This window comes from Nocardia nova (genome assembly GCF_002933465.1).
GTDB classification, from domain to species: domain Bacteria; phylum Actinomycetota; class Actinomycetes; order Mycobacteriales; family Mycobacteriaceae; genus Nocardia; species Nocardia nova_B.
In genome coordinates this window covers 103,407-118,060 of sequence record NZ_PSZE01000002.1, presented here as the reverse complement: position 1 = coordinate 118,060, position 14,654 = coordinate 103,407, and the positions used below count along the sequence as shown (strand labels likewise).

Annotated in this window: 15 protein-coding genes and 1 pseudogene; 7 read left to right on the top strand and 9 right to left on the bottom strand. The window is 67.6% G+C overall.

Going from position 1 to position 14,654, the window contains the following annotated elements; all coding sequences use genetic code 11:
• The first annotated feature begins 286 nt into the window (after nucleotides 1-286).
• From C5E41_RS02975 to C5E41_RS02965, 3 genes are all read left to right on the top strand, one after another.
• Nucleotides 287-1,234 carry a DUF1214 domain-containing protein gene (locus C5E41_RS02975; protein WP_104374304.1) on the top strand — a complete coding sequence of 316 codons (948 nt, stop codon included), beginning with the start codon at nucleotides 287-289 and terminating at the stop codon, nucleotides 1,232-1,234.
• 209 nt (nucleotides 1,235-1,443) lie between these two features.
• Nucleotides 1,444-2,568 carry a terpene synthase family protein gene (locus tag C5E41_RS02970; RefSeq protein ID WP_258080699.1) on the top strand — a complete coding sequence of 375 codons (1,125 nt, stop codon included), beginning with the start codon at nucleotides 1,444-1,446 and terminating at the stop codon, nucleotides 2,566-2,568.
• A gap of 136 nt (nucleotides 2,569-2,704) precedes the next feature.
• Nucleotides 2,705-3,991, top strand: a complete 1,287-nt coding sequence (locus C5E41_RS02965; protein WP_258080698.1) for a sensor domain-containing diguanylate cyclase — start codon at nucleotides 2,705-2,707, stop codon at nucleotides 3,989-3,991.
• Between the two features lie 15 nt (nucleotides 3,992-4,006).
• Here the strand turns inward: C5E41_RS02965 and C5E41_RS33650 are convergent, their stop codons facing one another.
• On the bottom strand, nucleotides 4,007-4,144 hold the full coding sequence (locus C5E41_RS33650; protein WP_181063072.1) for a hypothetical protein: 138 nt from the start codon (nucleotides 4,142-4,144) through the stop codon (nucleotides 4,007-4,009).
• 111 nt (nucleotides 4,145-4,255) lie between these two features.
• Nucleotides 4,256-4,759 (bottom strand): archease, encoded by a 504-nt coding sequence (locus C5E41_RS02960; protein ID WP_181063071.1) that lies wholly within the window; start codon nucleotides 4,757-4,759, stop codon nucleotides 4,256-4,258.
• 393 nt (nucleotides 4,760-5,152) lie between these two features.
• On the opposite strand from C5E41_RS02960, the gene C5E41_RS02955 reads away from it, so the two are divergent.
• Both C5E41_RS02955 and C5E41_RS02950 read left to right on the top strand, forming a co-directional pair.
• Entirely contained in the window at nucleotides 5,153-6,067 is a 915-nt protein-coding gene (locus C5E41_RS02955) for an alpha/beta fold hydrolase (protein WP_104374302.1), read from the top strand.
• Nucleotides 6,068-6,264: 197 nt separating this feature from the next.
• Nucleotides 6,265-8,013, top strand: coding sequence for a sensor histidine kinase (locus C5E41_RS02950; protein WP_104374511.1), 1,749 nt, complete (start codon nucleotides 6,265-6,267; stop codon nucleotides 8,011-8,013).
• 63 nt (nucleotides 8,014-8,076) lie between these two features.
• On the opposite strand, the gene C5E41_RS02945 is transcribed toward C5E41_RS02950, so the two are convergent.
• The 6 genes and pseudogenes from C5E41_RS02945 to C5E41_RS02925 all read right to left on the bottom strand — a co-directional run bounded on the left by C5E41_RS02945 (nucleotide 8,077) and on the right by C5E41_RS02925 (nucleotide 12,405).
• The gene (locus tag C5E41_RS02945) at nucleotides 8,077-8,811 is read right to left on the bottom strand and encodes an SDR family oxidoreductase (protein ID WP_104374301.1); all 735 of its coding nucleotides are present in this window, start codon (nucleotides 8,809-8,811) and stop codon (nucleotides 8,077-8,079) included.
• Nucleotides 8,812-9,045: 234 nt separating this feature from the next.
• Nucleotides 9,046-9,672, bottom strand: a complete 627-nt coding sequence (locus C5E41_RS02940; protein ID WP_181063070.1) for a TetR/AcrR family transcriptional regulator — start codon at nucleotides 9,670-9,672, stop codon at nucleotides 9,046-9,048.
• Nucleotides 9,669-9,932: a hypothetical protein gene (locus C5E41_RS33645; protein ID WP_181063069.1), complete on the bottom strand. Its 264-nt coding sequence runs from the start codon at nucleotides 9,930-9,932 to the stop codon at nucleotides 9,669-9,671. The genes C5E41_RS02940 and C5E41_RS33645 overlap by 4 nt, the downstream gene beginning before the upstream one ends.
• 68 nt (nucleotides 9,933-10,000) lie before the next feature.
• Nucleotides 10,001-10,921: an NADP-dependent oxidoreductase gene (locus C5E41_RS02935; RefSeq protein WP_104374299.1), complete on the bottom strand. Its 921-nt coding sequence runs from the start codon at nucleotides 10,919-10,921 to the stop codon at nucleotides 10,001-10,003.
• A 50-nt stretch (nucleotides 10,922-10,971) separates the two neighbouring features.
• A pseudogene (locus C5E41_RS02930) lies at nucleotides 10,972-11,609 on the bottom strand (HD domain-containing protein).
• An 88-nt stretch (nucleotides 11,610-11,697) separates the two neighbouring features.
• Complete coding sequence (locus C5E41_RS02925; RefSeq protein ID WP_146097451.1) at nucleotides 11,698-12,405, bottom strand: hypothetical protein; 708 nt, start codon at nucleotides 12,403-12,405, stop codon at nucleotides 11,698-11,700.
• Nucleotides 12,406-12,935: 530 nt separating this feature from the next.
• On the opposite strand from C5E41_RS02925, the gene C5E41_RS33640 reads away from it, so the two are divergent.
• Both C5E41_RS33640 and C5E41_RS02920 read left to right on the top strand, forming a co-directional pair.
• Nucleotides 12,936-13,103 (top strand): hypothetical protein, encoded by a 168-nt coding sequence (locus C5E41_RS33640; protein WP_181063068.1) that lies wholly within the window; start codon nucleotides 12,936-12,938, stop codon nucleotides 13,101-13,103.
• A 175-nt stretch (nucleotides 13,104-13,278) separates the two neighbouring features.
• Nucleotides 13,279-13,944 carry a maleylpyruvate isomerase family mycothiol-dependent enzyme gene (locus C5E41_RS02920; RefSeq protein WP_104374297.1) on the top strand — a complete coding sequence of 222 codons (666 nt, stop codon included), beginning with the start codon at nucleotides 13,279-13,281 and terminating at the stop codon, nucleotides 13,942-13,944.
• 71 nt (nucleotides 13,945-14,015) lie between these two features.
• On the opposite strand, the gene C5E41_RS02915 is transcribed toward C5E41_RS02920, so the two are convergent.
• A complete protein-coding gene (locus C5E41_RS02915; RefSeq protein WP_104374296.1) occupies nucleotides 14,016-14,450 on the bottom strand; it encodes a hypothetical protein in 435 nt (144 codons plus the stop codon).
• Nucleotides 14,451-14,654 lie beyond the last annotated feature (204 nt).

Genomic DNA, 14,654 nt, shown 5'->3' with positions numbered 1-14,654 from the left:
TACACCGCACAGGAACACATTTCACACTCGGCGAGTGGGCTGTGGCCGCTGCGGCACCACGCTGACATCAGCGGCCCGACGAGTCCCCCCCCTCGTCGGCGCCGGCCGCGCAGTGCCGTTCGTGCGGTCGGCAGTGCGATGACCAGCGCTGTCACCGACCCGGCGCTGTGCCCTTGGTTTTCGAGACACGAGCGGGATGGAGATGCGCAGATGCGGCCCGGAGAGGGCAGCGTGGACCACAATAGGGACCGTATCGGGCTTGTCGGCAACAGTGAGGAGTACAGCGATGGCGGTGCATGTCGATGTCGACAATTTCGTGCGGGCGGAGACGGATCGTATGTTCGCCGATCTGCAGCGCGACGCCGGCGCGATCAACACGTTCCTGCACAACCGGGAACCGGCCTCGATCGATCGCCAGACCGTGATCCGCCTCAACCGCGACACCCTCTACAGCTTCGCCGTCGTCGACCTCACCGCGGGCGCGACCGTGACGCTGCCCGAACACGGCGACCGCTACCTGTCGGCCATGGTCGTCAGCGAGGACCACTACGTCGACAAGGTCTTTCACGATGCCGGGTCCTACGAACTGCGGCCCGACGACTGCGGCACCGACTACGCCCTGGTGGCGGTGCGGATCCTCGCCGACCCGAATTCCGCCGAGGACCTCGCAGCGGTTGCGGCCCTGCAAGACGGACTCTCGCTCGCCGCCGGCTCGGCGCGCGAGTTCGTCTCACCCCACTACGACACCGCGAGCCTGGACACCACCCGCACAGCGCTGCTGACCCTGGCCGCGGGCCTGACCGGTTTCGACGCGATGTTCGGCCGCCGCGATGAGGTCGGCCCGGTGCGTCATCTGATCGGCACGGCGGCGGGTTGGGGCGGGCTGCCCAGCGAGGAAGCCTCCTACGTCGCCGTGGTTCCCGACCTGCCGCCCGGCAACTACGAGTTCACGCTACGCGAGGTGCCCGTCGACGGGTTCTGGTCGGTCTCGGTGTACGACGCGGCCGGCTATTTCGAGAAGAATCCGCGAAACAGCTACAGCGTCAACAACATCACCGGAGTGCCGAACGCGGACGGATCGGTCACGGTCCGGTTCGGCGACTTCCCTGACAGCGTCGCCAACGCGATCCCCACCCCCGAAGGCTGGAACCTCGTGGTCAGGTTGTACCGGCCCCGCGCCGAGATCCTCACCGGCGCATGGACGCTGCCGGAGCTGGCGCCGGCGAACGTGTGACCGCTCCCCGCCGAAGGCCGCCGGCCGTCGACCACCAGCAGAAGCGCAACGGTCCGCGGCAATTTCCCAGTTCGATCAGCAGTCCCACGACCGGCAGTTCGGTCGGCTTCCGAAATGCGTTCGCTTCGCATACCCACTCCCCACAGCTGCTCCGGTGAAATACTGGTACGCGGTATCGCCAACTGCCGGCGACACTTTCGGGCCGGCGGATGCCGCTCACGGATTGGGAGACGTTTGTGCAGTACATGCCCCAGATCGAATCGGATATCGCCGCAATGCACGCCGAGTACCAGGAACTTCTTCATGGGGATCGATGGTCACTGCGCGCTCTGTTCAGCACCGACGACTGCGATATCGCGCGATATTGCAGCAGTTTCAGGCCCAACCGGTTCGGCGCCGAAGCGTGCGCGCAAGTCGAGGCGTTCTGCCGCAGGCATCGGATCTGGCTGGAAAGGGGTGGTGCCGCCTACAACTCGATGACGCCCTACCTGCATCCGCGGACGATCAGCCTCGCGCGGATGACGACGATCGGTGTCTACAACGCAATCCTGTTCGCACTCAACGACACTGTGGGCCGCGAGAAGTTCAGCCACCTGTCCGAGGCCGAGCGAGCACAGGCACAACTCGAGGTCGACCATCTGTGTCGATTATTCGAGTCCGGACGGATCCGGCCGGACAACTCCACGCCCATTGTCGAGGCGACCGTCGAATTCCTGGCGACCCTCACCGAGCAAGCCGAGCCCGTGTGGCTGCAGCGATTCCGCGCATCGACGATCGACCACCTGCGCTCGGCGATCCGCGATCAGAACGTCGGCGCGCGAGGTGACCTGCTCAGCGTCGACGACTACATCGCCCTGCGTAACGAGGTCTCGGGGATGTACCCCGCGATCCAGCTGTGCGAATTCGCGCGCGACACCGCCCTGCCCTGGGACCAGCTCACGGCCGCCGGTCTCGCCGAGGATCTGCGCACGCTGGAACGCCTCACCGCCGAAGTCGGAGCGCTGATGAACGATGTCTTCTCCTTCGAGAAGGAGGTCATCGTGGACCGCTCGGATTTCAACCTCATCTCGATTCTGCTGCTCAATACGCCCGGTGCGACGCTGGCCGACGCCGTGCTCAGCGCCGCGCAGATCGTGCGCGCGCGATTCACCGACTTCCGCAGGCTGCGGCAGGACCTGCTCGACCGCTGCCCCGCGCTCAGCCCAGCGCTGGCCACCGCGGTCACCGCCTACGCGGACGACCTCGACCAATGCGTCCAAGCGAGCTGGGTGTGGCAATGCGCCACCTCCCGCTACAAGGGCCGGTCGATATTCGCCGAGGCTCACCACGCGTGAGCAGTCCACCGATGACGTGACGAATCGGGCATGCAGTACCTTGGAATGCAGCGTCACGATCAGCAGTACCAGCCGGGGGAAGCATCGCCGGGCACCCGAAGTAGCAGCAGAAGCGCATCGGACATGGGGAGTTGGAGTGGACGATCTGAGCATGGCACTCGCCCAGCAATGGGAACGCGCGCTGGCAACGATCACCGCTCACCCTTCCTACGCCACTGTAGAAATCTCGTTTCTGTGTGGCCTCCTGGAAGAACTCCACGCCAGTCTGACCGCGGAGACCTTCGACGCGGCCGCCGGATCGCGAGCGGGGGCGGCGCTGGCGGGTGCCCGGCTCACCGATCCCGCGGTCCCGGTCGTTTCCGCCCCGGTACTGCACCGACTCACCGAATTCAGCGATCACCCCGAGACCGGCCCGCGCATGGCCGCCCTGCTCGTCGCGTTCGGCCACGGCCATCACTTCCTCGCCGAAGCGATCAGGGCCGACGATGTCGAGGAAGGCCAGCGCCGGTTCCGGCTCGTCTTCGACCACGCTTCCATCGCCATCGCGATCGGCGACACCAATGGTGTTCTGCTGGAAGCCAATCCGCATCTGGCCGACATGATCGGGGTGCCGGTCGATTCGCTGCGCGGAATCAGCGTCTACGACTTCGCCCACCCCGACGATCAGGGCGCGATCCGCGCGATGGTCTACGACGACCTCGTACCGGCCAGGGCAGGCACGGCGAAGATCGAACGACGCCTGCAACGCGCGGACGGCAGTACCGGATGGGCCACATTCGCGATCACCTATGTCCGGAGCGCCTTCGGGCCGGACTATCTGCTCGCCATCGGTGAGGACGTCACCGAACGCCACCAACTGCAGGAGCAGCTCCACTTTCAAGCGCGCCACGACGCGCTCACCGAGTTGCCCAACCGCCGCCACCTTCTCGACACCCTCAAATCGGTGATCGCCGCGGCCTGCGAGAACGATCTGATGGGGCTGTGCTTCACCGACCTGGACCACTTCAAAGAGGTCAACGACCGATACGGTCACGGCGTCGGCGACCAGGTGCTGGCCGCCGTCGCCCGTCGCCTGGACGACAGCCTGCAAGACGACGAATGCCTGGTCGCACGAATCGGCGGCGACGAATTCGTCACCCTCATCCCGCCCCCGGCCGACACCCGGAGAGTCGCGGCGGTCGCGGACCGCCTGCGCGGCGCCCTCTCGCATCCCCTCATCGTCGGCGGGCACCAACTCCACATCTCCGCCAGCATCGGAGCCGTCGTCACACCGGTCGTCGGCAAGGACCCGGAATGGCTACTCGACGCGGCCGACACCTCCCTGTACGACGCCAAATCCGGCGCCCGAGGCAACTGGATCCTGCACACCGTCCACGCGCCCGAGCCTGCCGAGGACAGCTCTGCCCGATGCGGAAACGCCTGAGGGTTTCGACGGCGACTATTCGCCTTTCGGCAACGACGCGATCGGAGCCGCGCGGCGCAGTTCCGCCAGCTCTTCGACCGGCAGCCGCCGGGCCCACATATCCGGATGCGTGACGTCGAAATCTCGCGGGATATCGGGAGGCGTCGCACGCATATCAACCACCGGTCCGTCATCGCTGCCAGAAACAGGTTCTAGAGATATCAAGCACAATCAGCGGGTGCTGAACCCCGGAACACGGTGAGCCACAAGAGGACCCGGCCGCGGTCAGCCGAGCTGCGCGGGCGCACTCGAGATGACGTGCTGAATCCGCGGAATGCCTTCCGGAGCGGGTGTGCACGCCAATTCGTCCGACTCGACACTTCTGTCCAGCGATACATCGCAGTGCCAGCCCCCGCGCGCGGATTGCAGGCCGATGGTCCGTACGTACACGGACTCCAGCGCATCCTCGCTTCCGCTCAGATCGGCGGTCTCGAACCGAATGTCCCAGCCGTTCGAACGTTCGATGCTGGTGGTCACCGGGATCCTGCCGAAGACGCGGCGGTGATAGACGACCCAGTCCAAGAGGTACCCCAGCAGGTCTTCGGGATCGTTCGAGATGTGGGTCCATTCGATCGCTTCGGAGGCGGCCGGCCTGGGCGGGGTCACGAAACAGTCCACCAATGCGTCGACCGCTTCACAGAGACAACCTTCGCATGTCGGCGCCCACGCCTCGAGCTCGATCTCGGCCTCGCGTGCAGAGGACCTGTGCCCAGCTGATTTCACTGCCATGACCTCCCACCGATTGCGGCCGGCTTGCGCACCGCTTGCCGACGATCTGTCCTGCCGATACTCCGCCACCACGGGTGAATGCACCAGGGCAGACCGACCCATGTTCGACAGCTATCGGTCACGGAAGGGCATCGCGATGCTCCGCCGGGGCGAGAAGGCCGGCAGCGAACCACCATCGCAACCGCCCCTCGCCCGACGAAAGTCCTTCCGGTCGGAGACCAGTGACCCGACCATGGCGGACGTTGCACCCTTCCTTTCGAACAGCCCTCTCGACAAGTCTGGATCCGACGCGGCTTCTTTTTTCGTCCGATGTTTGCCCCATCACCGCGACGACGTGTAACCGGTTACGCAGGCACGAACGGCGAGACCGCCGCGACGACGTCAGGAGTTCCGATGCCCCAGTGGCGAGCCCCGCGGCAACCCGACCGTCCGGCCGGGACACAGGCACGGCAACACCCGCGCTCTGCGCGGCTGCGAGCACGATCGGTTCTCGTCGAGGGCCGTATTGCCCGCTATTCGACCGGCGGACACGGTCCCCGCGTGCTCTTCCTGCACGGGTGGGGATTGGGGAGATACGCCTACACCCGCCCGCTCGAGGAGCTCGTTCGCATGGGAGTGCACGTCTTCGCCCCCGCGCTTCCCGGCTTCGGAGGTACCGCCGGCTTGCCGATCGAGGACCGGTCTCTCGCCGGCTACGCCCGGTGGGTCGGAGATTTCATCGAGGCGATCGACCTACCGCTGCCGGTCACCGTGGTCGGGCACTCTTTCGGTGGCGGCGTCGCGATTCAGGCCGCACACGATCTACCGGAGCTCGCCGAGCGGCTAGTACTCGTGAACTCCATCGGCGGCTCGGCATGGACCGACGGCCGCGGGGTGGCACGCGCACTCCGTGAACGTCCGCTGTGGGACTGGGGCCTGCACTTGCCGGCAGACCTGCTGCCCGGTCGCCAGCTGACCCGGGTCCTGCCGGTGATCATGCGTGATGCGGTGCCCAACGTCCTGCGAAACCCGACAGCGGTGTGGGAAGTCGCGTACCTGGCCCGGACCGCCAACCTCACCTCCGAGCTCACCGCGCTCGCCGAGCGCCGGCTGCCCGTCTTCGTGGTGTGGAGCAAGCGAGACACGGTTATCCCCGAATCCACGTCGATGTCGCTGCGGACCGCCCTGGGCGACCCCCGCACGATCACCGTGCCCGGCGGGCACGGCTGGCTCATCGACGACCCGCATGCCTTCGGGGAGATCATCACCAACGTCGTTCGCGAACCGGATTCCGGCTTCGAGCCCGACACCCGGCCGACGGCACAATAGCGATTGACGCCGCGCGCTTCGCGACCATTCGTGCCCCCGTCCCGGCGGCGGCATCACAGCGCGTATCCCCAGCCGCCGGGCGTTCTCGCTGGCGTCGGTGCGCGCGTCGTTCTAGCCTACAAACAGCGCCGATTCGAAAAGAGGAGTCCCGACACTCGATCCCACGGCACAGGTTGTCGGTGAGGGAGGTGGCCGCCATGGGCGGCGAACCGTCTGGCAGCAACGGGGCCGACCGCGCCACTACCGGCCAGGCAGCGGTGCGTCACGCGGTCTCCCAGCTGCGACTGCACACAGTCCTTTCCGAGCTCCGTGATCGTGTCGAGGACGTCATCGATGCCCGCGACCAGATGGGCGGGCTGGTCGAGGCGATGCTCGCGGTCACGGCCACGCTGAATCTCGACGACACCCTACGCACGATCGTGCACGCCGCCATGAGCTTGGCCGGAGCGCGTTACGGCGCCGTCGGCATCGTGGGCCCCGACGGCGAGCTGGCCCGGTTCATCCACGAAGGTATCGACGCCGAGACCGTCACGCGGATCGGACATCTCCCGCGCGGACTCGGCGTGCTGCGAACAACACTCGACGATCCGAAACCGCTGCGCCTGGACGACCTCGGCCGGCACCCGGATTCAGTGGGCTTCCCGCACCATCACCCCCCGATGCACAGCTTCCTCGGGGTGCCGCTACTGATCCGTGGCGAGAACTGCGGCAGCCTGTATCTGACCGAGAAGTCCGGCGGGCACTCCTTCACCGCCGACGACGAAGTCGTGGTCAGTGCCCTCGCGTCCGCGGCCGGCATCGCCGTCGACAACGCGCGACTGTTCGGATCGGCCGAGCGCCGCCAACGGTGGATTGCGGCGACCTCCGATCTGACCACCGAATTCCTCGGCGCGGCCGACCCCGAAACGGTCCTGTGCCACGTGGTCGACCGGGCCCGCGAACTCACCGAATCCGAACGAGCGTGGGTCGCCGTCAACCCCCACCCCGACGTCCCCACCGACGACGTCACCGAACTGCACATCGCCCAATCGTCCGGACCGACCTCGCACCGGGACCGGCGAATACCGGTCACCGGCACCATCGCGCAGGTTTTCCATGGCAACAGGTCGGCCGCCTATTCGCGCCTCGACGCCGACGACAGCGCCCTGTTCGGGGAGGGACCGGTGCTGTTGCTCCCCCTGCGCACCGGCGCCACCGCGCTCGGCGTGCTGGTATGCGGCCGCGCGCCCGGCGACCCGCCCTATCCGGGCGAGGTCGCCGCGCTGTGCGAAGGGTTCACCGGACACGCGGCGTTGGCGCTGGACCAGGCCCGGATGCAGCAGCGCGTCCGGGAACTCGACGTCTTCGCCGACCGCGACCGCATCGCCCGCGATCTTCACGACCACGTCATCCAACGCGTATTCGCCATCGGACTCTCGCTCCAGGGCGCCATCGGCTACAGCCACCGCGCCGACGTGCGCCGGCGCCTGTCCGACGCCGTCGACGAACTGCAACAGGTCATCACCGACATTCGCGGCAGCATTTACGAACTACACGCCGACGCCGGCCTCACCCGGCTACGCCAACGCATCGCCGATATCATCCGCCGCCACGCCGAGCCCGCGGGCCTGCACGTCACGACCCACTTCACCGGCCCGCTCGACGCGGTGCCGCCAGAACTGGCCGACCATGCCGAAGCCGTGGTCGGCGAAGCGGTCGGCAACGCCGTCCGCCACGCGGCCGCCGACACCCTCACCCTCGACATCACCGTCGACAACGCCCTCACCATCACCGTCGAGGACAACGGCGTCGGCTTCCCGGACGCCGCCGACCTCACCGGCGGCGGATTGTCCGACCTCGCACACCGCGCCCACGACGCCGGCGGCAGCTTCGGCCACGGCCCGGCCGAAGCTCCCGGCCCCCGCGGGCCCGGCACCCGACTCACATGGACGGCCCCGCTACCCTGATCGCCTTGCGGCCGGACGTGAAGGCAGCCCGATCACCGCAGCGAAGCCGGCAGGCGCCTCCGGTCAGTGCGACCGCAGCCAGTCCCGGTAGTGGGTGCGGGCCAGATGGGCGTCCGCGGGCGCTGTCAGCTCATCGCCTTCGACCGCGGCGAACAGGCCCGCGCTGTTGTCGGTGACGACGTGGCGATGGTCGCCGGTGGCGTCGAGTGTGATGCGGCCGAGTTCGTCGAGAGGGAAGACATCCGGACCGGCGATGTTGCGAATGCCCCGTAGTGGTGCGGCGGTGGCCACCTCCGCGACCTCGGCGGCGACCTCCGCGGAGCTGATGGGCTGGATCGAGGTGGCGGGCAGGTGCACGGCGTCGCCGTCGGTGGTCGCGTCCATCGTCGCTGCGACGAACTCCATGAATTGGGTGGCGCGCACGATCGAGTACGGAATCGGCCCCGCCTCGACCAGATTCTCCTGCAAGGTCTTCGCCCGGTAATAAGCCAGGGCCGGCACACGATCGACGCCGACGATGGACAGCGTCACGAGGTGCCCGACACCGGCCGCCTCCGCGGCGGCCAGCAGGTTGGTCACCGTGGTGTGGAAGAAGTCGACGGACGCGTCGTCGAAGGTCGGCGAATTGGTCACGTTGACGACGACCTCGGCGCCGCTCAACGCGGCGTCGAGGCCCTGCCCGGTGAGCAGGTCGAGGCCGGTCGAGCGGGAGTGCCCGGACGCCTCGTGTCCCGCCGCGGTGAGGCGCTGGATCACCTGGGAGCCGATCAGTCCGGTGCCGATAACGGAGACTTTCATGATGCTCCTACGGTTGTGTTCGAACTCGGAACCCCGGATCGCCCGGGGCGACAGGTGTTTCCGCGGTATGCCGACATCGGTGGATGAGACGTGATCACGGTGGCGGCTTCGCAGTCGAGCCCAGCAATACTATCGACGCGCGGTCGTGGGCCGAGGGCCTCCGAGGGGAGGGTTTCGACGGCGCCGCCGAGTTGCGGCCATCTCGTGATCCGACGCGGACGGCGCCGCCACGACTCAGCGTTTCCCCGGCGGCGTGATCCCGGCGAGGAGGACATCGGCGACATGGTCGGCGTAGGTCAGGGGGTCGACATCCGGATTAGTGTCGAGATAGTCGAGCATGCTGTCGACCATCCCCTGATAGGTCACCGCCAACAGCCGCGGGTCGAGGTCCGCGCGCAGCTGTCCCTGGTCCTGACCGCGCCGCAGGAGTGCGGCTTGCCGGGCATACCAGGCGCTGTATTCCCGGTCGCGGAGGGCGGCACCGCCGCCGAATGCGCCCAGATTCAGCACGATCTGACGGATCGTCCGCAGCTCGGCCCCGTGCGTCGCGGGCAGCTGTGCCGCGCGCCGGATCGCCGCGCGCAGCAGATCATCGAGATCGGCGTCGAGGTCGATGTCGGCCGCGACGACCGCTTCGAGTGAGATGAACGCGCGCCGGGCAGCGTGTGCCATCAAATCGTCGAAGTCGGTGAAGTAGTGCCAGAGCAAGCCTTTCGACACCCCGGCGGTGCGTGCGATCTCGTCGGCGGTCGCCGCGGCGAGCCCCTGGCGCCCGACGATCTCGATGGCTGCGGTCTCCAACTGGAGGCGGCGGGCCTCGGCGCTGAGCCGTTGCCGGGCGCGCTGATTCAGGGCCGTCATATCCGCTCGCGGACGACCAGAAGGATCATCAGCGCCATCAACACCGCGATGCCCACCATCTCCACGCGCATCCATCCGGGGAGGAAGTGCGGCAGCAGCGCTTCGACGACGTTCACCAGGAACAGTGCGGCCGCGATCAGGCAAACGGCGCGCAGCGCGGCGACACTGCCGTGACGTGCCGACCGGAGGCGCAGCGGTAGCAGCACCGCGAACACCGCCACGATCACCGCGTGCCCCCATGCCTCGCGCGGCGCGACCACGGACAGAACCACCAGGGCGGCAAAATGACCTACCAGTCAATACGTCAATCCTGGCCTTGCGGGCCCTGCTACTCGTCGGCGACCTGGATGATCGTCCGGCCCGGTGTGCGGTGGCGGCGAGCGAATGCGGACGCTGTTTCGGCGAGCGGTCGCACGGAGCCGACGATGGGTTCGAGCCGCCCCGACCGAACCCGCTGGGCGAGATCGACCAGCCGCGCGCGGTCGGGTTCGACGACGAAGAAGACCGCCCGCCCGTCCCTGGGCTGCGTCGTGGGCGGCATGGCGATAGTGACGAGAGTGCCACCGGGGCGGACCAGTGCGGTCGAGCGCTCGAGGATTGCGCCGCCGATGACGTCGAATACGACATCCACCGCACCGACATCCCGCACGTCGTCGCTGTCCAGGTCGAGGAAGGCCCGTGCGCCGAGTCCGAGGACGATGTCACGGTCGCCGGCTCGGCCGGTGCCGATCACGTGCGCGCCCACCTCGCGCGCGAGTTGCACGGCGATCGAGCCCACACCGCCTGCGGCGCCGTGGATCAGGACCGTCCGGCCGGTCGCCAGGTGGGCGTGGTCGAACAACCCCTGCCATGCGGTCAGGCCGGAAATGGGCAGCGCGGCGGCCACGCTGTAGTCGATATCGGCGGCGAGCGGGGCGAGGTTGCGGGCCTCCACCGCCGTGTATTCGGCCAGCGATCCATTGCGCGCCCAGTCGGTCGGCCCGAATACCCGCTGACCGACGGTGAGACCGGTGGTTCCGTAGCCGAGTTCGACCACGACCCCGGCCAGCTCGTGTCCGGGAATGGTCGGCGTCCGGTCGCGTCCGGCACGATCGGACCAGGTTGCCGGCCAGTCGAGTTCGCCGGGCGTGAAGCCGGCGGCGTGGACTCGCACGACGACGTCGTTCTCCGCGGCGTGCGGGTAGGGCATATCGGTCAAGGTGAGCCCGGCGATACCGGAATCACGGTCGCGCACGGTAATCGCTCGCATGCTGGAATCCTTCCCGGGACATCCCCGTTCGGCAGCGGCAGCTTGTCGGGTCAGCTCGGCCAGGGCGCGCCGAGGATGCTCTCGACCGTCGTCGGACGCCGGAAGCCGGGGACGAAATGCGCGAGCACATCGGAATTCACTGTGCCGTCAGTGGTTTCGGGCCGGTTCCGGAGTCCGTCGACGTAGGTTCGCAAGAACTCGTTCTTGAAATCCCCCCTCGGATGCGCCGCGAGGATTTCGTTCAGCTGGTCGTCGTTCAGCCCGTTCAACCCGAAGCCGACCACATCGGTGAGGACGCCGAGATGCGTGGCCGCGATCTCTGCCGCCATTCGGGACGGAATACCCGGCGTGGTGTGCAGTGCGACCGCCGTCCAGACCGTCTCCACAGCCGCTGACGAAAATCCCCGCGCCGCAAGGAACTTGCGCGCATGATCCGCGCTGTCGACCTCGAAACGCTGGACGATGTCGGAGAAGGGGTCAGCAGGCCGAGGTCGTGGAAGAGGGCCGCCAGGTACAACAGTTCCGGATCCGGCGTCAGGCCGAGCCTGTCGGCGTGGATCAGGCCGAACAGATATACCCGCCTGGAGTGGTGGTAGATGAGCGGGCTGGTCGCCTCCCGAATGAGCCGGGTCGCTTCGGCGACCGCCGCAGTATCGGGAATCCGCAACCCGCCGACGATCTCTGGCATGACGTACGACCTTCCGGCTGACGACATCCCTTATCGCCTCGCAGTCGCGAAGACCGAGACAGGATGGGGACGACGTGGTGTCCGTGCGCTATGTCGCCGCGGGACCGGATGCATCTGCGGGGCTGGGCGCATCGGTGGGAGTCGCTTTCGGCGGGAGAGGCGCGGTGATCCCGACGATCGTGCCGACCGCCGCGCCGAGCGCCCCACCGAGCGCGGCGGCGGGTGCGGCGACGACAGCGGCGCCGACGGCCGCGCCGATCAGCGGGCCGGCCACCAGGCCGGTCGGCAGGAACGGGATACCGACGACGAATCCGGCCGCCGCGCCGAGCGCCGCGGCGGGGATCGCGAGGGGCGCGGACACCGCCGCGCCGATGCCCGCGCCGATGGCCGCACCGACCCCGGCATCGACAACCGTGGCGGCGCATCGATCAGGATCGGCGGGAACCTGTTCACAGAACGTCTCGATCGGATGCTGATCCTCGACGGGCAGCGCATCCGCGATCGGGGCCGCCGGGTCGGCGGGGGCCCTGTCCGTAACGGCGGCTGCCGCGATGGCGACGGCCGGGCCGTCCGCCGTCACAGCCGGGGCCGAACCGTCGTCACCGGGTGCGTTCTGCGGGGCGACAGCCGAATTGTCCTGGACGACAGGACCTTCGGCGGGCGGCAGCGGCACGGGAAGTAACCCCCGCACCTCGTGCGCCAGCGTTTGCCAATCCACTGCCAGCGGCGGCGCAGCGGGCGCCCGCACAGCGTCGGCCGGGGTGAGAACGAGTTCGCCGGGAGATGCAGTGGCCACTCCCGTGCCTAAAAAGACCGCAAGCGGCAACATACTCGCAATCAACATTGGACGTGACCTGCGCCGATAACCAGTCTCCGGCATTTCACACCTCCCGGGTGTTTCTCTTCGAGTTTTCCCGACCCTCTCACATAGTCGCACACGTTGCGGCTGAGGTAGTTTAAGCTCCAACTCGGACCGGACAGTGGAGAAACGACGAATTCACGGGCGACGATCGAATGACGATTTCGCCGCCCCGAAACGGTGAATCCCAGCTTGCGACGCATTCGACTACGAATTCTCGGCAAACTCGTGGCGGAGTTCGAGCGCAGCGCGACCACAACGCTTTCGCACGCTCCGGGAACCGATTCCACTACGCATGCCTCTGGTTAGCTGTCAGACTGTCGTCGATCGCGTGCGGGTTCACCCCGACGGGCTACGGTCACGACCGATCGCAGGGCCGATGGCCAAGCAGAGGGGGTCGGATCACTCGTGAAGCCGCCTTGCTCGAAATCGTCTTCCACGGCCGCTACTCGGCGTAGAAAGAGGTCATGGGAAGGCAGGCGACCGTCGTTGTCTACGTGCTCGCACTGGTGGCCGTCGTGGTAGGCGTCGATGTGCTGTTCTTCAGGCACCATTTCTGGCCACGGCTGCTGGTGAATGTCGGGATCGTGCTGGTGTTCGCCGCGTTCTACCTCAGGTTCGTGCAGCGTTCGTGACGCGCCGCACGGTTCGGAGACGAGATGTTCGACGGTTTCGGCCGCACATCGCCGGTTCTCGCAACCGCCGAGCCGATGAATTCGCGCCCGCCTCTTCGTCTGCAGTGGGAACGCTCGTCCGCCCTGCGGGGTCACCGCGGCTCAGCGGCGCGGGCACCCGGACTGGAGGTCGTGGATGTCGAACAGGATCGCTCGCGAGGATATCTGGGCAATGGTCCGGGCCGAACGGACAGCGTTGGCCGATGATCTCGCCGGCTTGGACGAGCAGCAGTGGGATAGGCCGACGTTGTGCGGGGAATGGACGGTGTCCGATGTTGTCGCCCACCTCACCGCAGCGGCCACTATCGGCCGGTTTCGCTGGCTCCGGAGCGTGCTCGGCGCCCGGTTCGACTTCGACAAGCACAACGATCGGCGACTCGCCGAGCATCGTGGCGCGACCCCCGCTGAAACTCTGGCGCGGTTCCGAGCCGTCGCCACCAGCACGCTCGCACCCTCGGGACATACCGCGGCCTGGCTCGGCGAGGTCGTGGTCCACGCGCAGGACATCCGCCGGCCCCTCGGACTGTCCGGCACGCCGTCCGTGAAAGCCGCCACCGTGGTCGCCCGCTTCTACGCCGGACGCAATTTCACCGTGTCCAGCCGCAGCAGGATCGAGAGGTTGCGGCTGGAGGCGACCGACGGCCCCTTCGCGACCGGGGCCGGTTCGCTGGTCGTCGGAAGCACGATCGCACTGACCATGGCGATGGCCGGCCGAATCACCTACTGCGACGACCTATCCGGTCCAGGAGCGTCCATCCTGCGCGATCGGCTGAACCCGCCGACCGATTGGACCCTCGCGTGAGTCCGGACAGCGAAGAAGGCTGGAATACGCTGAAGCTCAGCGCATTCCAGGCTTCCTCGCGTGTGTGGTGATCAGGGTTGCGGTTGCGCGGTGCGCGACATCCCGGTTCCGCGCCGGGTGAAGGGATTACGCAGCCGCGGCTTGGGCGTGGCCGCCGGTTGCGCGGGCGCGGTCTGCGCGACGCCCGGCTGCGCCGACGGAGTCTTCGCGAGATCCTTGCGCGTGGCGGTTATTTCGCGGCGCGATTGCCGCAGCTCGCGGCGTACCTCCGCATGCCGGCGCGCGGAAGAGAACGCGCCGCTCAGGGCGACGCCCAGGCCGAGCATACCGACGGCGCCGACCGCGGCACCGGCGGCGAACAGTTCGTTCTGAGTGGGGGTGAAATGGGCTCCGAAGACGGTGAATTCGCTCGCCAGCACGTGCGTGTCGCCGGAATTGGCCAACGCTGCGGCGATTCCGACGACCAGCGCGGCGAACAGAACGATCAACCCGATGAATACAATCATGGCTACTACCGATTCTCCACATCGATGGACTGGTGTAGTGGGGAAATAACCGGCTTCCGGATCGTCAAACAGCAGTCTCGGCAAGGCGCTTCGGATGCACGGTGGTGTCCCGGCCTCCGGAACCGATCCCGCCCAACGCTTCCGGGCGAGGTCTCGACTCGTGCCGTAAAGACCCTCGCCCCCGCCCCCGGAACGATCTCTTCC